The 24563-nt window shown below is 69.7% G+C and carries 22 protein-coding genes and 1 tRNA gene; 9 read left to right on the forward strand and 14 right to left on the reverse strand.

Annotated features, from left to right (window positions below):
• Positions 1-3 precede the first annotated feature (3 nt).
• Positions 4-660, reverse strand: a complete 657-nt coding sequence (locus AAC979_RS17915) for a DsbA family protein (protein WP_371348245.1) — start codon at positions 658-660, stop codon at positions 4-6.
• A gap of 50 nt (positions 661-710) precedes the next feature.
• Positions 711-1439: an HTH-type transcriptional regulator RutR gene (gene rutR / locus AAC979_RS17920; protein ID WP_371348246.1), complete on the reverse strand. Its 729-nt coding sequence runs from the start codon at positions 1437-1439 to the stop codon at positions 711-713.
• Between the two features lie 163 nt (positions 1440-1602).
• On the opposite strand from rutR, the gene AAC979_RS17925 reads away from it, so the two are divergent.
• The gene (locus tag AAC979_RS17925; RefSeq protein WP_371348247.1) at positions 1603-2652 is read left to right on the forward strand and encodes an esterase-like activity of phytase family protein; all 1050 of its coding nucleotides are present in this window, start codon (positions 1603-1605) and stop codon (positions 2650-2652) included.
• Between the two features lie 24 nt (positions 2653-2676).
• Here AAC979_RS17925 and AAC979_RS17930 read toward each other — a convergent pair whose 3' ends face one another.
• Positions 2677-3294, reverse strand: coding sequence for a queuosine precursor transporter (locus tag AAC979_RS17930; RefSeq protein ID WP_371348248.1), 618 nt, complete (start codon positions 3292-3294; stop codon positions 2677-2679).
• Between the two features lie 5 nt (positions 3295-3299).
• On the reverse strand, positions 3300-3593 hold the full coding sequence (gene rpmB, locus AAC979_RS17935; RefSeq protein WP_371348249.1) for a 50S ribosomal protein L28: 294 nt from the start codon (positions 3591-3593) through the stop codon (positions 3300-3302).
• Positions 3594-3856: 263 nt separating this feature from the next.
• Here rpmB and AAC979_RS17940 point away from each other — a divergent pair, with 263 nt between their 5' ends.
• Complete coding sequence (locus AAC979_RS17940; protein WP_371348250.1) at positions 3857-4699, forward strand: DUF3108 domain-containing protein; 843 nt, start codon at positions 3857-3859, stop codon at positions 4697-4699.
• Between the two features lie 3 nt (positions 4700-4702).
• Here AAC979_RS17940 and AAC979_RS17945 read toward each other — a convergent pair whose 3' ends face one another.
• Positions 4703-5236 (reverse strand): DUF4269 domain-containing protein, encoded by a 534-nt coding sequence (locus AAC979_RS17945; RefSeq protein WP_371348251.1) that lies wholly within the window; start codon positions 5234-5236, stop codon positions 4703-4705.
• A 111-nt stretch (positions 5237-5347) separates the two neighbouring features.
• Here AAC979_RS17945 and AAC979_RS17950 point away from each other — a divergent pair, with 111 nt between their 5' ends.
• From AAC979_RS17950 to AAC979_RS17970, 5 genes are all read left to right on the forward strand, one after another.
• Positions 5348-8815 carry a helicase-related protein gene (locus AAC979_RS17950; protein ID WP_371348252.1) on the forward strand — a complete coding sequence of 1156 codons (3468 nt, stop codon included), beginning with the start codon at positions 5348-5350 and terminating at the stop codon, positions 8813-8815.
• A gap of 57 nt (positions 8816-8872) precedes the next feature.
• On the forward strand, positions 8873-9151 hold the full coding sequence (locus tag AAC979_RS17955; RefSeq protein WP_371348253.1) for an RNA-binding S4 domain-containing protein: 279 nt from the start codon (positions 8873-8875) through the stop codon (positions 9149-9151).
• Positions 9152-9321: 170 nt separating this feature from the next.
• Positions 9322-9657 (forward strand): ferredoxin FdxA, encoded by a 336-nt coding sequence (gene fdxA, locus AAC979_RS17960; RefSeq protein ID WP_371348254.1) that lies wholly within the window; start codon positions 9322-9324, stop codon positions 9655-9657.
• A 388-nt stretch (positions 9658-10045) separates the two neighbouring features.
• The gene (locus AAC979_RS17965) at positions 10046-10648 is read left to right on the forward strand and encodes a CarD family transcriptional regulator (RefSeq protein WP_371348255.1); all 603 of its coding nucleotides are present in this window, start codon (positions 10046-10048) and stop codon (positions 10646-10648) included.
• A 223-nt stretch (positions 10649-10871) separates the two neighbouring features.
• Complete coding sequence (locus tag AAC979_RS17970; protein ID WP_371348256.1) at positions 10872-11753, forward strand: RNA polymerase factor sigma-32; 882 nt, start codon at positions 10872-10874, stop codon at positions 11751-11753.
• A 38-nt stretch (positions 11754-11791) separates the two neighbouring features.
• Here AAC979_RS17970 and AAC979_RS17975 read toward each other — a convergent pair whose 3' ends face one another.
• Together AAC979_RS17975 and AAC979_RS17980 are read right to left on the reverse strand one after the other, a co-directional pair.
• Positions 11792-13258 carry a M48 family metalloprotease gene (locus AAC979_RS17975; RefSeq protein WP_371348257.1) on the reverse strand — a complete coding sequence of 489 codons (1467 nt, stop codon included), beginning with the start codon at positions 13256-13258 and terminating at the stop codon, positions 11792-11794.
• A 23-nt stretch (positions 13259-13281) separates the two neighbouring features.
• Positions 13282-14223, reverse strand: a complete 942-nt coding sequence (locus AAC979_RS17980; protein WP_371348258.1) for a nuclease — start codon at positions 14221-14223, stop codon at positions 13282-13284.
• A gap of 241 nt (positions 14224-14464) precedes the next feature.
• Here AAC979_RS17980 and AAC979_RS17985 point away from each other — a divergent pair.
• Positions 14465-14541: transfer RNA gene (locus AAC979_RS17985), tRNA-Arg, on the forward strand.
• Between the two features lie 23 nt (positions 14542-14564).
• Here the strand turns inward: AAC979_RS17985 and AAC979_RS17990 are convergent.
• Positions 14565-14732, reverse strand: coding sequence for a hypothetical protein (locus AAC979_RS17990; RefSeq protein ID WP_371348259.1), 168 nt, complete (start codon positions 14730-14732; stop codon positions 14565-14567).
• A gap of 23 nt (positions 14733-14755) precedes the next feature.
• On the opposite strand from AAC979_RS17990, the gene AAC979_RS17995 reads away from it, so the two are divergent.
• The gene (locus AAC979_RS17995) at positions 14756-16300 is read left to right on the forward strand and encodes a methyltransferase regulatory domain-containing protein (protein WP_371348260.1); all 1545 of its coding nucleotides are present in this window, start codon (positions 14756-14758) and stop codon (positions 16298-16300) included.
• 39 nt (positions 16301-16339) lie between these two features.
• Here the strand turns inward: AAC979_RS17995 and AAC979_RS18000 are convergent, their stop codons facing one another.
• The 6 genes from AAC979_RS18000 to AAC979_RS18025 all read right to left on the reverse strand — a co-directional run bounded on the left by AAC979_RS18000 (position 16340) and on the right by AAC979_RS18025 (position 24142).
• Entirely contained in the window at positions 16340-17203 is an 864-nt protein-coding gene (locus AAC979_RS18000) for an alpha/beta hydrolase (RefSeq protein WP_371348261.1), read from the reverse strand.
• The gene (fhuB, locus tag AAC979_RS18005) at positions 17200-19173 is read right to left on the reverse strand and encodes a Fe(3+)-hydroxamate ABC transporter permease FhuB (RefSeq protein WP_371348262.1); all 1974 of its coding nucleotides are present in this window, start codon (positions 19171-19173) and stop codon (positions 17200-17202) included. The genes AAC979_RS18000 and fhuB overlap by 4 nt, the downstream gene beginning before the upstream one ends.
• A complete protein-coding gene (locus AAC979_RS18010) occupies positions 19170-20075 on the reverse strand; it encodes an ABC transporter substrate-binding protein (RefSeq protein ID WP_371348263.1) in 906 nt (301 codons plus the stop codon). Before AAC979_RS18010 ends, fhuB begins: the two co-directional genes overlap by 4 nt.
• Positions 20076-20084: 9 nt before the next feature.
• Positions 20085-22499 carry a TonB-dependent siderophore receptor gene (locus AAC979_RS18015; RefSeq protein WP_371348264.1) on the reverse strand — a complete coding sequence of 805 codons (2415 nt, stop codon included), beginning with the start codon at positions 22497-22499 and terminating at the stop codon, positions 20085-20087.
• 83 nt (positions 22500-22582) lie between these two features.
• Positions 22583-23560, reverse strand: a complete 978-nt coding sequence (locus tag AAC979_RS18020; protein ID WP_371348265.1) for a FecR domain-containing protein — start codon at positions 23558-23560, stop codon at positions 22583-22585.
• An 87-nt stretch (positions 23561-23647) separates the two neighbouring features.
• Positions 23648-24142, reverse strand: a complete 495-nt coding sequence (locus tag AAC979_RS18025; protein ID WP_371348266.1) for an RNA polymerase sigma factor — start codon at positions 24140-24142, stop codon at positions 23648-23650.
• Positions 24143-24563 lie beyond the last annotated feature (421 nt).

Below are 24563 nucleotides of genomic sequence, written 5' to 3' on the forward strand. Positions count from 1 at the left end.
GGATCAGTTCGGCTTCGCGCTCTCCGCCGCGCGGGCGCGGGCATCGGCGACGACATCCTTGAAGCCCTGATAGTCCAGCGCGGCGGCGACCTTGAACGGGCCGACGAGATAGACCGGCGTGCCCGGCAGGCCGAGCGCCTCGGCCTGATCATTGGTGCGCCGGAGCAGCGCGCCAATCTCGCCGGCATGGGCTTTCAGATCTTTCGCCAGCCGCTTGCCGTCGATCCCGGCCGCGGCGAGCGCCGCGCTCATCCGCTCGGTCGAGGCGCGGGCGGGCATCTTCATCAGCGCCTTGTGCGCATCGAGATAGCGGCCCTGATAATTCGCCGCGAGCGCGAGCTGGGCGGCGACGACGGAGGATTCCGACAGGATCGGCCAGTCCTTGTAGACGAGGCGGATCTTGCCGTCCTCGGCCACCAGGCGCTCCAGCGCCGGCAGCGACTTGCGGCAATAGCCGCAATGATAGTCGAAAAAGGCGACGATGGTGACATCGCCGGCGGGGTTGCCGAAGGTCGGGGTGTGCGGATCGTTCAGCAGCGCCTCGACATCGAGCGTGCGCTGCTCGGCCGGCGGCTTCACCGCCGGCGTTGCGCCATAAGCCGGCAGCGCCGCGCCGAGAAGGGCGCCGGCGAGGGTGAGGAGCAGCGCGCGGCGCTTCATCGGAACGTCCTTCCACACGGGGCCGCGCCCGCCCCATGCGCACCCGCGCGTCAGCGCGGGCGCAGACCATCGAGGAGAAGGCGCTGCACATTGGCCGTAGCCTCTTCGACAAACGCCTCCTCGTCCAGCCCCCGACCGAGCAGCGCGTCGATCTGCGGCGCGAAGTCCGCATAATGTTGCGTCGTCGCCCACAGCGCGAAAATGAGGTGATGCGGGTCCACCGGCGCCAGCTTGCCGGCGGCGGTCCAGCCGCGGATCACGCCCGCCTTGGCGTCGACAAGCTGCTTGAGCGTGGTTTCGAGTTCCCCGCGCAGCAGCGGCGCCCCTTGCACCACTTCCAGACAGAACAGCCGCGAGGCTTCGGGATGGCTGCGCGAGAAGCGGATCTTGCGGGCGATATAGGCACGGATGCCCTCGACCGGGTCGCTCTCGACCTCCAGCGCGCGCAGCGGTTCCAGCCATTCGTCCAGCAGCCGGCTCAGCACGCCGACATAGACCTCCTCCTTGGAGGCGAAATAATAAAACAGGTTGGTCTTGGAGGAGGCGGCGGCGCGGGCGATCTGCTCCACCGTGGTGCCATGCAGGCCCTGGCGCGAGAACAGCGCCAGCCCGGCATCGAGAATCGCGGCGCGCTTTTCTTCAATGCGGCGAAGGCGGTGGGGCGTCTTCGGGCGCGGTGGATTTCCCACGCGGGCCGGCATGTCGGCGACGGTCCCGGCCGTGCGGCGGACGGGCGCGGGGTCGGCGGGACGCGCGGCGATCAATGAAGGCTTCCGCATTCTGGCTCGCCCCCCTAAGGCCCGCCCCCACTGGCTGATGCCCTGACATGGCACGGAAAGGAAAGCCACCGCAATATGCGCGGGCCCCGGCGCCGATTCGGCCAGCCGTCCGGGGCCGTATGGGGGGCCAACTATGGGGGCCAAGTATGGGGAGAGGCACTGCATGGCTGCGAAACCTGACCGCACCTGCCGCCACCGGCCCGGCGGGCGACACAGACCGGCCGCGCCCCGTGCCGGCGCCCTCCTCGTCGCCCTGCTGCTGATCGGCTCGGGGCCGGGCTGGGCGCAAGCGCCCGAGCCCGTGACAGTGTCGACGACGCCGATCGAGCGCTTCGATGCCGGCGGCGCCATGCGCTTCGGGCCGCTGGAGTTTCGCGGCGGGCTGGTGCTCTCCTCGCCCTCACCCCAATTCGGCGGCCTTTCCGGCCTTCTCGTCGATGCCGATGGCGTGGGCTTTCTCGCTGTCACCGACAAGGGCTGGTGGCTCACCGGCCGCATCGTCAGCGAGGGCGACACGCCGGTCGGCATCGCGGAGGCCCGGATGGCGCCGATGAAGGCGGCCAAGGGCGCGACGCTGGCGGCGCTGGGGCGCGGGGATGTGGAATCGCTCGCCCGCGTGCCGGGCGGGGTTCTGGTGGGCATCGAGCAGGTGCAGGAAGTCTGGCGGTTCGATGGCGCCGAGCCGCTCACCGCGACCGGCCGCAAGCTGATCGCCGATCCCGCCCTGTCGCGGCTCGGCGGCAATCAGGGGCCGGAAGCGCTGCTAGCGCCGCCGCGCGGCGTGCCCGCGGCGGTGATCGTCATCGCCGAGGAAAGCCCGGACGACCCCAACATCCTGCCCGGCTTCCTGTTCGACCCACTGGCCGCGCCGAAGCCGAAGGGCCGCTTCACCCTTACGCGGACGGACGAATTCTCCGCCACCGACGCCGCAGTGGCCGATGACGACACGGTCTATCTGCTGGAACGCCGCTTCGACCTGCTGCGCGGCGTCGCCATGCGGCTGCGCCGCTTTCCGCTCGCCGCGCTGCAGCCAGGGGCGGCGATCGAGGGCGAGGTGATCCTCACCGCCAACCGGCTCGCGGCCATCGACAACATGGAAGGCCTGGCGCTTCACCGCAACGCGGCGGGCGAGCTGATCCTGACGCTGATCTCGGACGATAATTTCTCGCCGCTGCAGCGCACGCTGCTGCTACGCTTCGCCGTGGTCGAGTGAGGGGAGAGAAAGGCGCCACCCGCCTCAGCGGGCGCCGGGGGCCGCGCGCCAGGGCTTGAGCCAGCCCATCAGCGCGCCATAGGGCAACAGGGCGAGCAGGGCGCAGGCGGCCTTCACCAGGAAGTCGAAATAGGCGAGACCCATCCACAGCGGCACGGTGATGCCGGTCGAGGCATAGGTGACGGGGGCGGACATGTCGGCATCGCCAGCAAAGGCGAGCGAGAAGAACAGCACCGTGTCGATGGCCGAGCCGAACAGGCTGCCGGCCAGCGGCGCCTGCCACCAGCTCAGGCGGCGCAGCCGGTTGAACACGCCGATATCGAGCAACTGGCCGAACAGGAAGGCGGTGCCCGAAGCCAGCGCGATGCGCGGCGTCGCCAGATAGATCGACAGCACCACCGCCAGCGCGAAGCCGGCATAGACCACCTGCCGCGCCACGGCGGGGCCGAAGCGGCGGTTTGTCAGGTCGTTGACGAGAAAGGCGACGGGATAGGAGAAGGCGCCCCAGGTCAGCACCTCATTCAGGCCGAAGGCCTCGACGGGGTGCTGCACGAGCACGTTCGACGCCGCCACCACCGCCATCATGGCGATGACGGGGAGGGCGAGCGTCCTGAACGGGATCGCGGGAGAGGCGGGCTTCATCGCGCTCAGGCGGCGGCAGTCAGGCTCGCCTTGGCGACGGCGCGCTTCAGCTCGGCCGCCTTGGGCGACAGTTCTTCGCTGCGGGCCTTCAGCAGGAACGCATCGAGGCCGCCGCGATGATCGACGGTCTTGAGGGCATTGGCGCTCACGCGGAGCTTCACCGACCGCTTCAGCACGTCGCTGGTGAGGGTAACGTTCACCAGGTTCGGCAGAAAGCGCCGACGGGTCTTGCGGTTGGAGTGGCTCACGAGATTGCCGGTCAGAACCGCCTTCCCGGTAAGTTCGCACCGACGCGACATCGTGGACTTCCTTGTATCAAAACCGATGCGTCGCAGGCAGTGATGAGCGCCCGACGATCCCGCATGCGGCATCCGTGGAAATTAGAGTGCGCTCCTATAAGGGGATGACCCTGGGCCGTCAAGGCCGGAGCGGGCACACCTGTCACGGCACTGTCGCGTTCGTGAGGGGGCGAGTCACAGTTCCGCCGCCTTCCCCGCCCATCCGAAACCGGGATAAATTGACGCTTCGTCCGGCCGGCGGGTCGATTCGGGATTAGTCTTTCATGATGCGCGCCTGCCTCTCGGCTTTCCTCGCGCTTGCCGGCGCGGGCACGATGGTGACGGATGCCTTCGCCGACGGGCGGCTGGACGCACGCTATCGCCTGTCGCTGGGCGGGCTGGAACTCGGCCGCGCCGCATTGCTGGTCGAGATCGACGACAGCTCCTACATCGCCTCCGGCAGCGGCCGCCTCACCGGCGTGGTGCAGGCGGTGGCCCCCGGCAAGGGCACGGCCGGCGCGCGCGGCTCGATCAGCGGCGGCGGCCTCGCCCCGCGCAGCTTTGCCATGGAGGCGGAAGCCAACAAGAAGAACGAGGCGATCCGCCTGGTGATGAACGCCTCCGGCGTCGCCGACATGCGCGTCGTGCCGCCGGTGAACCCCTCCCCCGACCGCGTGCCGGTGGCGGACAAGGACAAGAGGGGCATTTTCGACCCGATGACGGCGGCGCTGGTGCTGGTGCCGGGCACCGACTCGCCGGTGTCGGAAAAGGCGTGCGAGCGCACGCTGGCGATTTTCGACGGCCGCCAGCGCTATGATCTCGTGCTCAGCTATGAGCGCATCGACGAGGTGAAGGCCGAGAAGGGCTATGCCGGCCCGGCCGTGGTCTGCCGCGTCGCCTACCGCCCGGTGTCCGGCCACAAGCCGGACCGCGCGGGGGTGAAGTACATGATGAAGAACAAGGACATGTTCGTGTGGCTGGCGCCGGTGGCCGGCACCCGCGTGCTGGTGCCGTTCCGCGCCTCGGTCGCCACCGCCATCGGCATCGCCGCGCTGGAGGCGGAAGCCTTCGAAACGCGCGAGATGATCGGCAGCCGCGCCGCCCCGGCCAAGGCGGGGATGCCGTAGCTCTCAACCCTCGGCGGCGGCGATCAGACGCCGCAGCGCGCCATCGCTGAATTCCTCGAGATCGAGCAGCGACGTATACGCATCGCCCGCGAGGCCGAGCACCTGCGCAAAGGCCGGCTCGGTCTTCGCACCGGCCAAGCGCCGCGCCATGACCCTTCGGCGCAAGGCCGCGCCGCCAAGGTCCAGCAGTCGCGTCTCGACGCGGAAATGCCGCCAGCCGGCCTGCTGCGCCACCGGGCGGGGCGAGGCGAAGACCTCGAACGGCCAGCCATGCGCGGTGAAGGACGCCACCACCGCCCGCTCGCCAAAGCGCCATTGCCGCAGGCCGAAGCATTGCTCGTGGCGAAAGCCATCCCACATGAGGGTCGTGAACGAAAGGTCATCCGCCGCGCAGCAGACGATGTCGATGTCGCTGGCCGGGAGATCGAGGCCGGGCGGCGGCGTGCCGACGACATGCGGATCGAAGGCGGCGAGTGCCGCTAGCAGGCCCGTCTGCTCCAGCGCCGTGGCGAAATCCGGTCGTGCCGCCTGTGTCATGATGTTCGGCCCGTTGACCCGCCCCGTCATCGGGGATGAAGGACGGCTCGCCGCGGGTCGCTGCCTCGTGCTAAAAGGGCCGCCCTTCCGGCCCGACGGATCCAGTGTCGTATGAATATCGCCGCCCCGCCGGGGAATGCCAGTACGTTCAGGTCCCAGTCGCTACCGCTTCGGCCCGGCGAGCGCGCGCGCGGTGTCACTGCCGTTCTGGGCCCCACCAATACCGGCAAGACCAGTCTGGCCATCGAGCGCATGCTCGGCCATTCCTCCGGGCTGATCGGCCTGCCGCTGCGCCTGCTCGCCCGCGAGGTCTATGGCAAGCTGGTGGAGCGCGCCGGCGAGCACAATGTCGCGCTGATCACCGGCGAGGAGCGCATCAAGCCGGACAATCCGCGCTACTGGGTCGCGACCGTCGAGGCGATGCCGAGGGATCTCGATGTCGCCTTCGTGGCGCTGGACGAAATCCAGATCGCCGCCGATCTCGACCGTGGCCACGTCTTCACCGACCGGCTGCTGAACCGGCGCGGCCGCGAAGAAACGCTGCTGCTCGGCGCCGCCACCATGCGCCCGCTGGTGGAGAAGCTGCTGCCGGGCGTGAACATTCTGGTGCGCCCGCGCCTGTCCAACCTCACCTTCGCCGGCGAGAAGAAGATCACCCGCCTGCCGCGCCGCTCGGCCATCGTCGCCTTCTCGGCCGACGAGGTCTATGCCATCGCCGAGCTGATCCGCCGCCAGCAGGGCGGGGCGGCGGTGGTGCTGGGCGCGCTCTCGCCCCGCACCCGCAACGCCCAGGTGGCGATGTACCAGAATGGCGATGTCGACTATCTCGTCGCCACCGACGCCATCGGCATGGGGCTCAATCTCGATGTCGACCATGTCGCCTTCGCCGGCGACACCAAATTCGACGGCTGGCAGTTCCGCCGGCTCAACCCCGGCGAGCTGGCGCAGATCGCCGGCCGCGCCGGCCGCGCCCAGCGCGACGGCACCTTCGGCACGACAGGGCGCTGCACGCCGTTCGACGCGGAAATGGTGGAACGGCTGGAAGCGCACGCCTTCGAGCCGCACCGCATGGCGCAATGGCGCAACAGCCAGCTCGATTTCGCCTCGATCGAAGGGCTCAACCGCTCGCTCGCCATCCCGCCGCGCGAGGAAGGGCTGACCCGCGCGCCCACCGCCGACGACGTGCTGGTGCTGGAGCGGCTCGCCAATGATCCCGCCATCCGCCGCCTCGCCAGCAGCCCGCAGGCGATCGAGCGGCTGTGGGAAGCCTGCCAGTTGCCGGACTACCGCAAGGTCTCCCCGGCCTCGCATTCCGACCTGGTGGCGACGGTCTATGCCGACCTGATGCAGCGCGGAAGGCTGTCTGCGGAGTGGTTTGGCAAACAAGTGGCCTTGGCGGACCGAGCGGAAGGTGACATAGACACCCTGTCGGGACGCATAGCGCAGGTCCGTACTCTGACCTTCGCGGCGAACCGGCCGGACTGGCTCGACGACCCGGAACACTGGCAGGGTGTCACGCGGCGTGTAGAGGATAGGCTGTCCGATGCGCTTCACGAGCGGCTCGCCCACCGCTTCGTCGATCGCCGGACCAGCGTGCTGATGAGACGCCTGCGAGAGAACGCGATGCTCGAAACTGAAATCACCAAGACCGGCGATGTCGTCGTCGAAGGCCATGTGATCGGCCATCTCCTCGGTTTCCAGTTCGCCGCGGACGCCTCCGCCGGCGGGCCGGAGGCCAAGGCGCTGCGCGCCGCCGCGCAGAAGGCGCTGGCCGGCGAGATCGAGGCCCGCGCCGCGCGGCTTTCCGAGGCAGGCGACGACGCCTTCGTGCTCTCCACCGACGGCACGCTGCGCTGGATCGGCGATCCCGTCGCCAAGCTCATTCCCGGCGAGGAGGTGCTGACCCCGCGCCTCAAGATCATCGCCGACGAACATCTCACCGGTCCGGCCCGCGACGCGGTGCAGGCGCGCATCGAGCTGTGGCTGAAGGCGCATATCGACAAGCTGCTCGGCGCCCTCATGGTGCTCGGCAAGGCCGAGGACGTGACCGGCATCGCCCGCGGCATTGCCTTCCAACTGGTCGAATCGCTCGGCGTGCTGGAACGCCACCGCGTCGCCGAGGAAATGAAGGCGCTGCCGCAGGAGGCCCGCGCGGTGCTGCGCGGCCATGGCGTTCGTTTCGGCGCCCACCACATCTACCTCCCCGCGCTGCTGAAGCCGGCACCGCGCGCGCTGGCGGCGCAGCTCTGGGCGCTCAAGCATGGCGGGCTGCAGCAGAAGGGGCTGGACGAGCTGCCGCACCTCGCCGCCTCGGGCCGCACCTCGATTCCGGTCGACCCGGAAATCCAGAAGGGTCTCTACCGTGCCGTCGGCTTCCGCGTGGCCGGCGAGCGGGCGGTGCGCGTGGATATTCTCGAACGCCTCGCCGATCTCATCCGCCCGGCGCTGGCCTGGCGGCCCAATTCGCCCGGCGAGAAGCCGGCAGGCGCGTTCGACGGCAACGGCTTCGTCGCCACGGTGGCGATGACCTCGCTGGCCGGCTGCGCGGGCGAGGACTTCGCTTCCATCCTGCGCTCGCTCGGCTACCGCATGGAACGCCGCCCGGCGCCGGTGGAGGCCCCGGCCGCGCCGACGCCCGCGACCGATACCACCGCGACCGATACCACCGCGACTGAAAACTCCGCGACCGAGATCACCGCGACCGCGACAATTGCCGCCGAGGCCGGGGCGGCTGACAGTGCGGCGGCCGAGGTGCCGGTCGGCACCGATGTCGCCTTCGACCAGACGGTCGAGCCGGCGCTGGAGGAGCCTGCGGCCGCGACCGCCGAGCCGCCGCGCGCGGCGCTGCCGGTCGATGATGGCGCGGTCAGCGGCGCGGTGTTCACCGATCCGGTGTTCGACCAGACCGTCGAGCCGGCCGTCGAGCAGACCACCGAGCCGGCCGCGGAGCCATTGGCGGCGCCGGTCGAGGCCAGCGCAACCGAGGTCGCCGCGAGCGAGCCCCCCGCCAGCGATGCCGTCGCGACGGAGATCGCCGCCGAGGCGCCCGCCGAGCCGGCGATGATCGAGATCTGGCGTCCCGGCCGCCCGCCGGGGCAGAACCGCCCCGCCCATGGCGGGCGTCGGGGCGGACAGGGTGCCCGCGAGGGCGCCGCGCAGGACCGATCGGGGCCGCGTGGCGGGGCGCCGGCGGAAGCCGGGGCCAGCGAGGCGCGCCGCGAGCGGCCGCAGGGAGATCGTCCGCAGGGGGATCGTCCGCAAGGGGATCGCCCTGAAGGCGAGCGCGGCCGTCGCCCGCCGCGCGACGAGCGGCGCGAGCGCCGTCCCGAGGGCGAGCGCGAGCCGCGCCGGGACGAGAACCGCCGCGACGAGAATCGCCGCGAGAGCGGTCCCCGTCCGCCGCGTCCCGAGCGCGGTGACCGTCCGGACCGCGGCCATGGCCGGCCCGACCACCGCAATGAGCATCGCGGCGAGACGCGCAGCGAACCCCGCCGCGACAAGCCGGTCGATCCGGATTCGCCCTTCGCCGCCCTGCTCGCCCTCAAGGCGCGCATGGAAGCGGAGAAGAAGGGCGGCTGAGTCGTGCGTGGCGCCGGCTCCCGTCCGGGTTTTGGCCCGCCGGCGGTCGAAGGCGGCGTGGAGCCTGCGCGCCAGCGGCTCGATATCTGGCTGTTCCACGCCCGCTGCGTGCGTACGCGCAGCAGCGCCGCCGCTCTGGTGAAGGCCGGAAGGGTGCGGCTGAATGGCGCGCGCGTCACCGCCCCCGGCCAGGCCGTGCGACCCGGCGACGTGCTCACCCTGTCGCTCGACGCCCGGGTTCGGCTGTGGCGTGTGACCGGCTTTATCGAGCGGCGGGGGGATGCGGCGAGCGCGCTCACCACCTATGTGGAACTGACGGCGGAGCCGCCGCCCTAGCTGCCCCCGAATGGACCGGGCCTCTAGCCGGCGGCATCTCTGCCATGCAGTGCTCCCATGCGTGCCCGGCACCTGAGGGATGTTGCGCGGTTCCGGAAGGTGCGGTAGGGGAGCCGTTGCGGGGCCGTCTGGCGCGCCTAATTCACATGTCCCGCACGGAGACCTGAGCAATGACCTACGTAGTCACGGATAATTGCATCAAGTGCAAATACACCGACTGCGTCTCCGTGTGCCCGGTGGACTGCTTCTATGAGGGCGAGAATTTCCTCGTCATCCACCCGGACGAGTGCATCGACTGCGGCGTGTGCGAACCTGAATGCCCGGCGGAGGCGATCAAGCCGGACACTGAGCCGGGGCTCGACAAATGGCTGACTCTGAACGCCGACTACGCCAAGGTCTGGCCGAACATCACCGACCGCAAAGAGCCGCTGCCGGACGCCAAGGAGTGGGACGGTGTGCCCGACAAGCTACAGTATCTCTCGCCCGAACCGGGTAAGCAGGACTGAGCGGCGGCCCCAGCGGAAGCCTGCCGGCCCTGTGATTCGCCGCGGCTCTTGCTGCCGGCGGCAGCGCGCTGTTACGCGCTGCAATGCGGCAGTATTTTGATTCTCCCCCGATTTGTGCTATAAAGCCTTTCGTGCAGTCGATTGGGTTTGCCATGGCGCAACGCTCCCGTCCCGGAGCGCCCCTCCCGGAACCAATGTCGGGTCTTCGCTCCTCGTGCGGCGCACGCCGCGGGAAGAGCATCCCTGAATTTTCCGTCGACGGCTGAAAGACGGCTCCCGCATCCGCGGGGTGCCGGGGTGTTTCTTTTCCCTGCGGCCGGGCCGCAGGCGGCAGCGCGCCGAGGGCGACGCGGCGCCGGATGAACCGAGACCCAGGAGCAGGCACAGAATGACGTCGACCAAGAAGCCGTCCAGCAACATCCGCCAGGGTTTCAAGACGGGCGAGCACATCGTCTATCCGTCCCATGGCGTCGGGCGTATTATGGCGATCGAGGACCAGGAAGTTGCGGGCTTCAAGCTTGAGCTGTTCGTCATCCATTTCGAGAAGGACAAGATGACGCTGCGCGTGCCCGTGCCGAAGATCGCTTCGGTCGGCATGCGCAAGCTCTCCGAGCCGACGGTGATGAAAAAGGCGCTGGAAACGCTGAAGGGCCGCGCCCGCGTGAAGCGCACCATGTGGAGCCGCCGCGCGCAGGAATATGAGGCCAAGATCAATTCCGGCGACCTGGTCGCCATCTCGGAAGTGGTGCGCGACCTCTACCGTTCCGAGGCGCAGCCCGAGCAGTCCTATTCCGAGCGCCAGCTCTACGAGGCCGCCCTCGACCGTATGGCGCGCGAACTCGCCGCCGTCGACAACCTGACCGAGACCGAGGCGATCAAGCTCATCGAGCAGAACCTGCTCAAGGGCCCGCGCCGCACCGGCAAGGGCGAGGCGGAAGCCGACGCGGTGGAGGCCGACGACGAGGCCGATACCGAGGAAGCCGCCGCCTGAGCCTCGCGCTCCCGGCCCCGCTGCGCGCGGCGTGCCCCGACTCCCGAAGGCCCGGCTCCTGCCGGGCCTTTTCGTTGACATCCGCCTCCCCCGCCCTATCTCGCACCCGCCGCGCGGGAACTTCCCGGCCGCGCGCGCGTTGATAGCCCGATCGGGCCCGGGGCGGCGTGTCCGGCGGCATGTCCGCCTTGACGCCATCCCCCGGCAGAGAGGGGAGAGGCGCATGAGCGACCCGGCCAGCCGCAGCACCCTGATGGCGCGCACCGCCATGGCGACGCCGCTGCTTGAACGCGAGCAGGAAGCCGAGCTCGCCCGTCGCTGGCGCGAGGAAGGCGACCAGAAGGCGCTGCACGCCCTGATCCACGCCCATATGCGCCTCGCCCTGGCCATTGCCCGCCGTTTCCGCAATTACGGCCTGCCCATGCCGGACCTGATCCAGGAAGGCCATATCGGGCTGATGGAAGCCGCCGCCCGCTTCGAGACGGCACGCGATGTGCGCTTCTCCACCTATGCCACCTGGTGGATCCGCGCGGCGATCCAGGACTATGTGCTGCGCAACTGGTCGATCGTGCGCGGCGGCACCTCCTCCGGCCAGAAGGCGCTGTTCTTCAACCTGCGCCGGGTGCGGGCGCGGCTGGAGCGCGCCAGTGAGGGCGGCGCGATGCCCACCCGCGAGGAGATGCACCGCTCCATCGCCGAAAAGCTCGGCGTCAGCCCCACCGAGGTCGCGCGCATGGATGCGCGGCTGAACATTCCCGACCTCTCGCTCAACGCGCCGCTCGCCGTTGGCGAGGAGGACGGCGGCGAGCGGCTCGACCAGCTTGTCGCTCCCGATCCGCTGCCCGACGAGCAGGTGAGCCGCGAGATCGACGGCGAGCGCCAGCGCCGCTGGCTGGTGCGGGCGCTGCGCGGGCTGAACGAGCGCGAATTCCGCATCATCAAGGCCCGGCGGCTGAATGATGAGAGCGAGACGCTGGAAGTGCTGGGCGCCCGGCTCGGCATTTCCAAGGAGCGGGTGCGGCAGATCGAGAGCCGCGCCATCGAGAAACTGCGCTTCGCGCTGACCAACGGGCCGGACGTGCCGCGCGGGGCGTTCACTGCCTGAAGCAGGCCCGAGGCGCAGCCTCAGTAGCCGACCTCGGCCTATTCCGCGATGATCTTGTAGGGCTCGCCATAGCCGAGCTTGTCGCCGCGATTGAGCCCGTTGAGAATGAGGAAGCGCTCCAGCGCCTTGTCCTGCACATCCATCTTCGCCGCCAGCCGCTCCGGCGTGTCGGTCAGCCCGGCGGTGACGATGCGCAGGCGCAGCGGCTTGACGTTCTCCGCCTCCTCGATCGACACGCGGCGGAAGGTTTCCGCCGCCGCGCGGAAGGCGCGGTCGAGTTCCGGCGTCAACTGCCGGGCGGCGAAGATCAGCCGATAGACATCGCTGCCGAAGCGGATGGCGAACATGCGGAACGACCACTGGTCGCCGCGCGCCACGGCTGTCGCGGCGGGGAAGCCGTTGAGCACCAGGCTTTCCACGGTGGAAATCTCCACCCCCTCGATCCAGCCCGAGGACAGATACTGCCCCAGCGACTGGTCGCCGGCGACGCGCACCGCGTCGAGCCGCAGCGCCTCGCGCCCGGAGGCGCTGGCGCCCAGCACCGCCTGCGAGGTGTTCTCCAGCGTGAAGCCCGGCGGCGCGGTGAAGGTGAAGCCCAGCTTGGGATGGAAGAAGCGGCTGCCGCGGACGAAGCCTTCCTTCGGGTCATCGCCATAGACGAGGCCGTCAATCGCCTCGAGATATTGCTTGCGGTCGCGCTCGCCCGGCTTGTCCGGCGCCGCATATTCGCGCGCATTGGCCATGACGATGGAAATACGCTCGGGCGTCGCCGGATGGCTGGCGAGGAAATCCGGCGAGTCCGTGCTGGCGTTCTGGTTGACCGAGAGCGAGCGCATGCCGGCCTGCCGCCCCATGGTGGTGAGGAAGCGCTCCGCGCCATAGGGGTCGTAGCCGGCCCGCGCGCTGATGCCGACGCCGATCGCGTCCGCCTCCAGTTCCTGCCCACGCGAGAAGCTGGCGAGCGACACCCGGCTGCGCGCCAGCGCCAGCGCGCCGAGATCGGAATCGTTCACCACATCGGAAATGACGCGGCTGACCAGCACCGCCTGCTTCATCTGGTCCTCGCGCGTCGCCGCATGGTTGGCGATGACATGCGCCATCTCATGCGCCAGCACCGAGGCAAGTTCCGCATTGTCGGAGGCGAGCGCCAGCAGGCCGCGCGTCACATAGAGCGAGCCATTGGGCAAGGCGAAGGCGTTGACCGCGGGCGAATTGAGGATGGTGACGCGGTAATGCAGATCCGGCCGCTCGGAGGCGGCGACGAGGCGCGCGACCACCACCTCGATCTGCTTCTGCAGCTTCGGATCGTTATAGGCGCCGCCATAGGAGGCAACGAGGCGCTCATGTTCCTTGCGCTGCGCCGGCGGGAGCGCGTCCAGCGGCTGGCTCATCGAGGGGGCAGTGGCCTGCTTGTCGTCGACCGCCGCGCAGCCGGCGACGAACAGCGCCACGCCCAGCAGGCAGGCGCGCGCCAGCGCACGCCCGAAGGGCGCGGCGCGCTGCATCCTGTTCCTGCCCCTCACCGCCGTCACTCGCCCCCTGTCGGCCGCTGCCGGCCGGAAACCTCGTTGTCGCCATCCTCCGCGCGCGGAGCCTGCCCGCGCTCAAGGATGATGTCCATCTGCTCCGCCCGGCGCAGCGTGATCGCCGGGCCGCCGGCCTCGAACAGCGTGCCGCGCAGCCGCACCCACCGTCCGGCAAGCTCGTCGGCCGTGAGCCCGCGCGCTTCCAGCGCCGCGCGCCCTTCGGCCTCAACCCTGCCGGTCATATCCTGACGCCAAACCCGGCCAAAATTGAGGTAATCCACGCGGCGTGTCTTTCCAACGTCAACAATGCGGCCTGCCACGATTGTGAAGCGCCCCTGCGCGGCGCGCAAAGCCTCGATATTCGCTGCCGCCACCGGCAGGCGGCGCCACAGCCCGCGCCCCGCGCGCCGGGCCGCTGCCTCGGCGGCGAACCAGGCGGGAAGACAGGCTTCTACCATGTCTTCCGGCCGCACCAGCGCCAGACCGGCGCGCAGCACCTCCTGCTGCAGCGTCGGCGCCGCGGCGGGTCCGGCCCCACCGGCGGGGGTATGATCACGCACCAGCGCCGCACGGCGGCCATAGCGGTCGCGCCTGGGGCCGGCGGCGAAAGTGATCTCGCCTCCCTTCACGCGCGCCGCAAGCTCGGCGCGCCAGACCACGTCGGCGCCCGAACCGCCGCCGGCAAGCCCGGCGAGGCGCAGCACCGTGCCATCGGCGAGGACAAGGTCGCCGGCCGCCGTCACCTCCGACACATGGCCCCGCTCCTCGACCGGGTTCGGACAGGGGACGGCTGCGACCTCGCGGCCGACCGGCGGGCCGGCCTCGGCCGATGTCCCGGCCACCGGCAGCAGCACCAGCAGGCCGGCCACCAGCGCCGCAAGGCGACATCCGGCGGCGGGAGACCGGAGCGGCGGAGCAGGCGCGGGAGGCAGGCGCGGCGCCATGGGTCCTCACGAAATCGCGCGGCCGAGAGTGATTGCGGCGCCCGCCGCCGCGACCGGCCATCGCCGACAGCTCACCTGGGCATGAGGCGAGAGCCTAGCGCAAAGCCCGGCCCGCGCCCACCCTGCCAGCGCGCCCCGGCCAGGAAGCGCCCACGGCCGAACCTCCCCGGCGGCGACGCCTTCCGACGAGCCCCTACCCCCTTGATCGCCGCACCCAATTCGGGTCATGTACGCGCGGTCACTCCCGGTAGCTCAGCAGGATAGAGCACAGGTTTCCTAAACCTGGGGTCAGGGGTTCGATTCCCTTCCGGGAGGCCACGTCTTTTCTAAGGCACTGAACTTCAAACGCTTTTGGCGCTTTCTTTCCCACGTTCCGCCAATGCGGCTTCGGAGCGGAAGACCTTTATCGCCTTTTCCCTCGCGCCGGGCGGGGTAAGGCGCATGGCGTCGCCGGCGACCGCCGCTTGATCCGGGCCGGCTCGCCCCCCTATGTAGCCGGACAGGCTCATGCGGGGTCTTCCGGGGGGATATCATGTCGGCGCGTTGGATGGGCGGCTATGTCAGCGACATTGCCTACACCTTGGGGTTTTATCGTGAACTCTCTCCCGCCTTTCTGAACTATGTCTGCGAATCCAACGGGGTGAAGGGCCCGCCGGAGGGGCGCAGGCTGCGTTACTGCGAACTCGGTTGCGGCCGGGGCTACGGCACCGCCCTGCTCGCCGCCGCCAATGCCGACATGGATGTGGTCGGCATCGACTTCAACCCGACCCACATCGCCGAGGCCCGCGCCTTCGCCGAGAAGGTCGGCCTGGCCAATCTCAGCTTCGTCGAGGCGAGCTTCGGCGACGCGGTGACATCGGGCGATCCGGGGCTGGACGATTTCGACTTCGTCACCCTGCACGGCGTGTTCACCTGGGTGAGCCCCGAGGCGCGACGCGACATCGTCGCCTTCCTGCGCACGCGGTTGCGGCCGGGCGGCATCGCCTATGTCAGCTACAACACCTATCCCGGCTGGGCGGCGGTCGCCCCGCTGCAGCACATGATCCGCCAAGTGGCTGCCCGGTCCACCGGCGACAGCGCGGCCCGCGTCGCCCAGGCGCGGGACATGATCCTGCGGCTGGCGCAGCCCAACTGCGCCTATACGGCGCAGAACCCGACGGCGCGAAACCGGCTCGACATCATTGCCAAGCAGGACGTGAACTACCTCGCGCATGAGTTCCTGAACGATTTCTGGTCGCCGATCTATGTGACGGACGCCTTCGCGCAGTTCCGCGAGGCCAAGCTCACCTATGTCGGCTCGGCCGCCATCGGCGAAAACCGCCTGTCGCTCGCCGTGCCGAAAGACATGCACGAGCTGGTCAATTCCGCGACCGACCTCGATATGCGCGAGCAGATCAAGGACTTCGTCGCCAACAAGCAGTTCCGCCGCGATGTCTATGTGAAGGGGCCGATCGCGCTGACTCCGGCCGAGCAATGGCAGAGCTTCGCGCGCAGTCGCTTCGCCCTCACGGCCGTGGCGGCGACGGAAAAGGAGAGCTGGAAGGTTCCCGCCGGCGAGGCACGTCCCCGGCCGGGCCTGGTGGACGCCGTCGTCTCGCTTCTGAGCGAAGGCACCGCGACCGGGCAGGAGATCATCGAGCGGGCCGGTGCCGAGGGCTTCGCCGCCAGTGATGTGCCGATCGTGATCGAACTGATGGTGGAGAACGGCGCGGCGCTTCCCTGCCGCCGTGATGGCGGCGCGCAGGACCAGAGCGCGGCCCGGCGGCTCAATGCCGCCGTCTGCGCCATGGCCGGCGCCACGGATACCCATCGCTTCCTTGCCGCGCCCGTTGCCGGCTCGGCCATCGCCACCGCCCAGTTCGACCGTCTCGCACTGCCGGCACTGCTCGCCAACCCGGACGCGCCCTCCGCGGACATCGCCGCCCGGGTCATCGGCCAGACCGAGAGCACGGGCCACAAGATACGGCGGAACGGCCGGGCGCTCGGCGCGGCGGATGCCGGGGAACTCGGCGAGCTGATCGAGAAGCTGCGCGCGGGGCCCGTTCCGCTCTGGCGCCGGCTCGGAGTGGCGGTCTGAGGCGAGGCGGCGGGGGCTGACACTCGCCACCCGCCGGACTTACTCGTCGGGTTTGGCCGCGAAGGCGACGCGCAGGGCGTGGTTGATCGCGGCCGGCAGCACCGACATGTGGTTTTCGCCCGGCAGGAATTCATAGGCGGTCGCGAGACCGGGGACCGGCGCCAGCCGCTCGGCCATTTCCCGCGTGTTGTCGACGATGCGGCTCTCAAGGAAGCTGGCGAGCCGCTTCTCGGCATCCACCGCGCCGATCTGGAACGGGGCGAGCTTCTGCTCATATTCCCCGACCAGCAGCAGCAGCCGCCCACCCCCGCCCTTCCCATCCATCACGAAGGCCTGCGCCCGCGCCACGATGCCGGCGCCTTCCCACCAGATCGCCGGGCTCGCCGAGATCCAGGCGGAAAAGGCGTCGGGCTGCCGGAACAGCGCGTGCAGCACGAACAGCCCGCCGAAGGAATGGCCGAAGATCGCCTGCCGGCCCGGATCGACCGGCACGCGGCGGGCGATCTCGGGCTTCACCTCGTTCTCGATGAAGGCGAAGAATTCGTCCGCGCCGCCGGTGCGCACCGGCGGGCCGCCCTCGACGAAAGGGGGGTAGGTCTGGCCGGGCGGCGGGCCGAGATCCCAGGAGCGGCGCAGGCTGTCATAGGCCTCCTCGGTGGGATAGCCGATGGCGACGATCACTCCGAAGCCGATGCCGGTGCCCAGCGTATAGGGCGCTTGCGCCCGCAGGGCCTCCACCGCCGTGGCGATGACCGCATTGCCGTCGAGCAGGTACAGCACCGGCCAGCCGCCGGCGGGCGGCTCGCCCGGTGGGGTGTAGAGATAGATGCGATGCGGCTCGCCGCCCGCCCGCGAGGCAAGGTCGAACCATACGGTACCGGGGATGTGGGCGGGCATCGTCATGCGCGTTGTCTCCGGGCCAGCAGCCACATCAGGGCCGGGCAGCCAATGAAGGTGGCGGTCAGCCCCGCCGGTATCTGCCAGGGAAAGGCGAGGGTGCGGCCCAGCCAGTCGGCCGTCACCATGATGATGCCGCCGACCAGCGCCGCCGCGACCAGTTGCGGCAATGCCCGCTGCAGCCCGAGAAACCGGGCGAGGTGCGGCGCCATCAGCCCGACAAAGGTCAGCGGACCGATCACCAGCGTGGCCACCGCCGTCATCGCCGCCGTCGCCATGAGCAGCACGGCCTGGCTGCGGCGTGGCGACAGGCCGAGCGCCGTGGAGGTGATGCCGCCGAGCGGGGCGATATCCAGCCAGCGGGCGAGCAGCGGCAACGCGGCAAGGCTCGCCACGGCGGCGATGAGCGCCACGCCGGCATCGCCGGCGCTCGCCGCATAGGTCGAGCCGGTCATCCAGTTGAGCAGCAGCATGGCGCGCGGATCGCCGCCCGCCATCAGCGCGGTGACCAGCGCATCGAACATCGCCCCGAGCGCGACGCCGGCCAGCAGCACCCGCTCCGGCGCCGCCGCGCGGCCCCGGCCCAGCGCCAGGATCGCCAGCAAGGCGAGCAGCGCGCCGAGGGAGGCGGCGCCGAGCTGCTCGGCGCGGCCGCTCGCGTCGAGCGCGAACATGGCGATGATCAGGCCGAAGGCGGCGCCGGCGCTGACGCCCAGCACCTCCGGGCTCGCCATCGGGTTGCCGGTCATACGCTGCAGCATGCCGCCGGCGCAGGCCAGCATCACGCCGGCCGCAAGGGCGACGACCGCACGCGGCCAGCGCCATTCCAGGAGATCGGGCGCGAGGCTCCAGCCCTCCGGGCCATAGCCGAGACTGAGCGACAGAACGACGAGAACCAGCAGAACGAGCCCGAGCCCGCCGAGAACCACAAGCGGACGCCCGGCGCGGCGGACGGCCTCCTCCGGCCCGGCGGGCTTTTGCAGCGACAGCCGCAGGCGGGACACCAGCCACAGCAACAGAGGCGAGCCGAACAGGGCGGTGACGGCGCCGGTCGGCACCATTTCGGCGGAGTCGCCGGCGAGGCTCTGCACGCCCTGGTCGGTCAGCCACAGCAGCACGGCGCCGAGCAGGGCGGAACCGAGCAGCCGCGGCCCGACCCGGCGGGTGCCGGCGGCCGTCACCAGCGCCGGGGCGGCGAGGCCGATGAAGCCGATGACGCCGACCGTGCCGACGACGAAGCCGGTGAGGGCGACGGCGAGCGCCAGCGTCGCCAGCCGGATCAGCGGCACGGAGAGGCCGAGGCTGCGGGCCTGATCGTCGTCCAGCGTCAGCAGGGTGAGAGGGCGCACCAGCAGCGCGGCGGCGACGCCGGCGAGAGCGAGACGGGGGGCGAGGAACAGCGGGATTTCCCAGTCCTGCTGGCTCAGCGAGCCGCCGCCCCAGATGAACAGGCCAGCGAGATAATGGCTGTTGAACAGGGCCAGCATCGCCGCCAGCGCGGCGCAATAGAGGCTGACCACCATGCCGGCCAGAACGACGGTGAGCGGCGACAGCCGCCGGTGCCAGGACAGGCCGAGCACGATGAGCGCGGCGAGAAGCCCGCCGGCCATCGCCGTCCATTCCCGCCCCGCGGCCAGCAGGGACGGCGCCCACAGCATCGCCGCGGCAAGGGCGAGATTGGCGCCGGCCGACACGCCCAGCGTGGTGGGTGAAGCCAGCGGATTGCGCAGCGCCATTTGCAGGAGGGCGCCGGCGAGGCCGAGCGCGCCGCCGCACAGCAGCGAGGTGACGAGGCGCGGCGCGAAACTGTAGTGCACCAGCATCTGGCCGATGTCCGCGGCGTCGGGCGCCGTCAGCGCCTCCAGCCACAGGGCGGGAGGAAGCCGGCTGGCCAGGGTCGCCAGCGTCAGGCCGAAAGCGGCGAGCGCCAGCACGCCGACCAGAGGACCGGCACTGATCGAGAGCCGGCTATTCATATGCGTTCGTCCCCGGCAAGGGTGTTTTGCAGCAGCCGGGCGAAGCGCATGGCGGACGGCAGCATACCGAACATCAGCACCGGCGGCATGGCGTGCACTCGTCCCGCGCGGACGAAGCCGAGACTGTTCCACAGCGGCGAGCGGGCGAGCGCCGCGCGCACATCGGCGGCGATCGGCTCGACATAGATCAGCCGCGCCTCGGGCGCGCGCGCCAGTTGCTCGATGCCGACCGTGGCGAAGCCCCAGTAATTGGCGTGGCCCTGCCAGGCATTGGTGAGGCCGCACAGCGTCAGCACATCGTCGAACAGGCTCTTGGCGCCATAGACGCGGACATGACGGGTGTCCATGAAGCTGACGAGAAACACAGGGGGCCCGGCCTGCGGGGCGAGCGCGGCGCGGGTGGCGGCCATCTGCGCGGCGCTGGCGGCGATCAGCGCCTGCGCCTCGCCCGCCCGCCCGATCAGCCCGCCGAGCCGCCTTGTCGCGTCGACGCTGCGCACATAGGGCGTGCCGGGCTCGGGCGTGTTGATGGCGAAGATCTCGGTGCGGGCGATGCGTTGCAGGGTCGGGCGCAGCGCATCGAGATAGGGGGTGGAGAGGATGAGATCGGGCTTCAGCACGGACAGAAGCTCGAGATTGGCCTCCTGCGCCGCGCCGAGATTGACCACATCCGGCGGCATGGGCGGCTCGACCACCCAGGTCGCCCATTGATCCGCCTCGGCGATGGCGAGCGGGGTCACACCCAGCGCCAGCAGGGTTTCGGCGAGGCCGTAATCCAGCGAGACGATCCGCCTCGGCGTCGGCGCCGGCTCGGCGCGCAGGCGCGAGGACGCCAGCACCAGGCCGAGCGCGGCGGCAGCCACCAGGCCGCGCCGCGTCGGGACAGCGTCGAGAGCGGGCACGAGCACCGCCTACCAGCGATATTTCAGCCCGGCGAGGACCGTACGGGGAGCCCCCATGTAGCAATAGCCGGCATCGCAGGTGACGTATTCCTCGTCCAGCAGGTTCTGCGCGTTGACCTGCAGGCTCCAACCCTTGAGGGCCACGTTGAGATAGCTGAAGTCATAGCTCAGCTTGGCGTCGACCAGCGTATAGGCGCTGTTCTGGAAGGTATTGAGCGAGTCGCCCCAGGTGGCGCCGGTGTAGCGCACGCCGGCGCCGACACCCAGCCCGGCCAGCTTGCTGCCCTCCTGGAACTGGTAGTCCACCCAGATGGCGAAGGCGTTCTGTGGCTGGCCGGACGGGGTGAGTCCGACCGTGTCGGGATCGCCGGCCACATTGGTGAGATCGAGATAAGTGTAGGCGCCGCGCAGCTTGAGCCCGTTGCCGAGATTTGCCACCGCCTCCAGCTCGAAGCCCCGGGCGCGAACCTCGCCCGTCTGCACCTGGAACAGCGGATTGATGGGATCGGTGGTGAGCCCGTTCTCCTGGTTGATCTGGAACACGGCGGCGGTGAAATAGCCGTCGAAGCCCGGCGGCACATATTTCACGCCGCCCTCGATCTGCCGCGCCGTGGTTGGCACGAAAGCATTGCCGCTGGCATCGACGCCGAGCGTGGGCGCGAAAGAGGTGGCGTAGCTCACATAGGGGGCGATGCCGTTGTCGAACAGATAGGTGAGGCCGGCTCGGCCGGTGAAGGCGTTGTCGTCGGTGTTCTCGGTGGTGAAGGTCAGCAGGTCGTCATCCGTGGACGACACCCAGTCGTAGCGGCCGGTCAGCGTCACGATCCAGCGGTCGAACGTCGCCTGTTCCTGCACATAGATGCCGGTCTGGCTCTGCGTCTGCTTGTAGCGGGCATAGTTGAACGGCGGGTCGAACGTCGGGCCGAGCGGCTGGCCGGTATTGAAGTTGAAATCCGCCGCCGTGCCGAAGCCGATGCCGCCGTCCAGCGCGAGATAGGTGTAGTCGAGACCTACGAGCAGCTTGTGTGTCACCGGGCCGGTGACGAAATCGGCCTGGACCTGGTTGTCGACGGCGAAGGAGTCGAGCAGGTCATGCACATAGCCGGTGCCGCGGGTGGCGATGTTGGTGGCGGGGTCGATATCGTAGACGCTGGTATAGCGGACCGTGGTGTCGGCGGAGCCGTAGCGCAGGTTCTGGCGGACGGTGAACACGTCGTTGATGTCGTGCTCGGCGAGATAGCCGATACGCCACTGCTCCTGAGGCTGGCTGTTATAGTCGCCGGGTGCGCGGCTGAAGGTCCCGCCCCCTCCCTGCCACTGATAGAAGGGCAGCGAGGCCGGAGTCTCCGACTGCTGGTACTCACCGAGGAAGGTGATGCGGGTCTGGTCGGTCGGCTTCCAGGTCAGCGCCGGGGCGATGAACGCCATGTCGTTGACGCCGCCGCCCAGCGTATTCGGCGAACCGGCGTCGCGCAGCAGGCCGGTCAGCCGGTAGAGGAACTGGCCGTCCTTGTCGATCGGACCGCCGACATCGAACTGGCCCTGCCACCAGTCATAATTACCGCCCTGAAGCTCCACCTCGCCGAAGGCTTCCTCGGTGGGGCGCTTGGAGGTGACATCGACGAGGCCGCCGGGGGAGCCGAGACCATAGAGCGCGGAGCTCGGGCCGCGCAGCACGGTGACGCTCTCCACCCCATAGGGCTCGATCTTGAAAACCGACATGTTGGCGCCCGGCCAGCGCAGCCCGTCGCGGTAGATGCCATTATAGGTGGTGTCGAAGCCGCGGATGGAGAAGGAATCGAAGCGCGGATCGAAGCCGCTCTGCCCGGTGCGCACGCCCGGCGTATAGGCCACCGCCTGGGTCAGCGACTGCACGTCGCGATCATCGAGTTCGTCGCGGGTGACGACGGAGATGGACTGCGGCGTTTCGATCAGCGGCGTGTCGGTCTTGGTGCCGACGGTGCTTTCCGTCGCGACATAGCCGACCGTGCCATTGCCCTGCACGTCGATCGTGCCGAGTTCGATGGCGCCGTCCGGGCCGGGAGCCACCGCGCTGGTGGCGGTGGGATCGACGATCGTCACCTGGCTGGGGCCGGTGAAGCGGTAGACGAGGCCGGTGCCGGCCAGCAGGCGGGTCAGCGCTTCCTGCGGCGTCAGCGTGCCGGAGACGGCGGAGGAGCGGCGGCCCTTGAGCTTCGCCGTGTCGTAGAACACCTGAACCCCGGCCCGCTGGGCGAATTTCAGCACGCCGCGATTGAGATCCTGCGCCGGAATGTCGAAGGCGATGCGGGTCGCCGCGGTGCCGACGGATTGCTGGGCCGACACGCTGCCGGGCAGCGCGACCGAGGCGAGCAGCCCCGCCACCAGGCCCGCCGCCAGCCGGCGGCGCGCGCCAACACCCGTGAAATCGCCATTCTCCGCCATGCGGTCCATCCCCTCGTGCCAGCGATCGGTCTCTGGTGAAGGAAGACAACCGTGACGGCCAAACCCCGTAAAAATAATTTGCCTCAGTACAGGACCGTGACCAGCGGCGGCAGCGAAGACGCATGGGCGCCGAGCTCGGCGGTGATGGTGCGAATGACATCGTCGAGATCGGCGCTGGCGAACACGCCGCTGACCTTGCGCTGGGCAAGGTAGGGATTGGCGATGACGATGCGCCCGCGCCGGTAGCGGTTGAGCCGGTGCACCACCTGCTCCAGCGGCAGCGAATCGAACACCAGCAGGCCCCGCCGCCAGGCGGTCGCCTCCTCCACATCGGCGGCACCGATCGGGCCGATGCCGCCCGCCTCGTCATATTCCACCACCGAGCCCGGCGAGAGCACGACGCGCTCGTCGCCACGCCCCGGCATATCGAGCGCGATCTCGATGCGGTGCTCGACGGCGGTGACCCGGGCGCCCGACTCCCAATGCTCCACCTGGAAGCGGGTACCGAGCGCGGTGGTGGTGCCCTGCGCGGCGGCGACCACGAAGGGGCGACCCTCCACGCCTGCCCGCGGCGCCGCCTGAAAGAAGGCTTCGCCCGCCAGCAGGGTGACACGGCGTTCCCGCGCGGTGAAGGCGACCGCTATGGCGCTTTCCGGGCCGAGATCGACGAGGCTGCCATCGGCCAGCGTCACCTGCAGGGTCTGGCCGGGCGCCGTGCGCCAGTCGGCGGCGAGGGCGATCCAGGGATCGCCAACCTGATAGCGCAGCACCGCCAGTCCCACGGCAAGCAGCAGCAGGACCGCGCCCGCCATCCCGGCCCGGCCGAGCGGCTTGCGGCCCCGGGGGCGCGGCACCGCCCGCAGCGGGCCGGGTTCGCGGCGCAGAAGATCGAGGCTGCGCCAGGCGCTGTGCGCTTCCTCGAACGCGGCGCGATGATCCGGGTCGGCGGCGAGCCAGTGCCGGAAGGCGGCGCGTTCGGCCGCGTCCAGCGGCCCGCCATCGAGACGGGCGACCCACAGCGCCGCGCGCTGGTCGGTCTCCGACGATTGATCCTCGTTCACGCCGTCATCCCACTCAACCGCGTCGCCTGCCGACTTCCCAGAAGGGAAGACAACTGGCACGGCCAAAACCCGTAAACCTGTACAGGTCTAGCGGGCGCGCAGCCGCTGCGTCACGTGCTGGATCGCCATCGCCAGATGTTTCTGCACCGAGCTCTCCGAAATCGACAGCGCACGCGCCACTTCCGGCTGGGTCAGGCCGTCGACGCGGTTCAGGACGAAAATCTGCTGGGTGCGCGCGGGGAGTTCGCCAATGAAACGCTGAAGGCGCTCAAGCTGCAGCGTGGCGTCGGCGGCGTCTTCCGGTGAGGGCGCATCGGCGGCGATGTCCCCGAGCCATTCATGCGGCATGGCATCGGTGCGCCGGCGGGCCTCCTGCTTGCGATGATTGAGCAGAAGATTGCGCGCGACGGTGTAGAGATAGGCGCGCAGATCCTGCACCCGGGTTTCCGGACGCTCGATCACCCGCAGAAACGTGTCCTGCACGAGGTCCGCGGCCATATGCGCATCGCCGAGGCGGCCGCGAAGATAGTTGCGCAGCTCCGGCCCATGGGTGTGGAACGCCACTTTCAGGTCGCCAGTCACCGTTGCCCTACCTCATACGCCGCGCGGGCGTTGACCCTCATCCGCGTTCACACCTACGTGAAATCGAATAAACGTGCAATATCAATAGTTTAGAGCTTATCTAAGGTGCGGATGCCGGCTGTCTTGGCCCGCGGGACGCGCAGGGGGGATCGGCGGGGCGCGAGCCGACAAAGAACATATTGTTTCCGTATATTTTCGATGATGCCGAATGTTGCCTGTGAGATATTGACCCGCTTGCCTCGCCTGTCTAAGAACGGCGTGTGAGGTTCAATCCGGCACGGTCATCCGACCCGGTTCCGCGCACGCTGGCCATGGCCGCTATCCATGGCCGCGACGGCGTCGCTCCGGAGCGGATGGCAGGGCTCGCCCGCGCGCCGCGGCGCGGGATGTCCGCACCCGCGCGTCCGACAGGCGGCGGCCA

The sequence above is a fragment of the Ancylobacter sp. IITR112 genome (assembly GCF_041415945.1).
Lineage (GTDB): Bacteria > Pseudomonadota > Alphaproteobacteria > Rhizobiales > Xanthobacteraceae > Ancylobacter.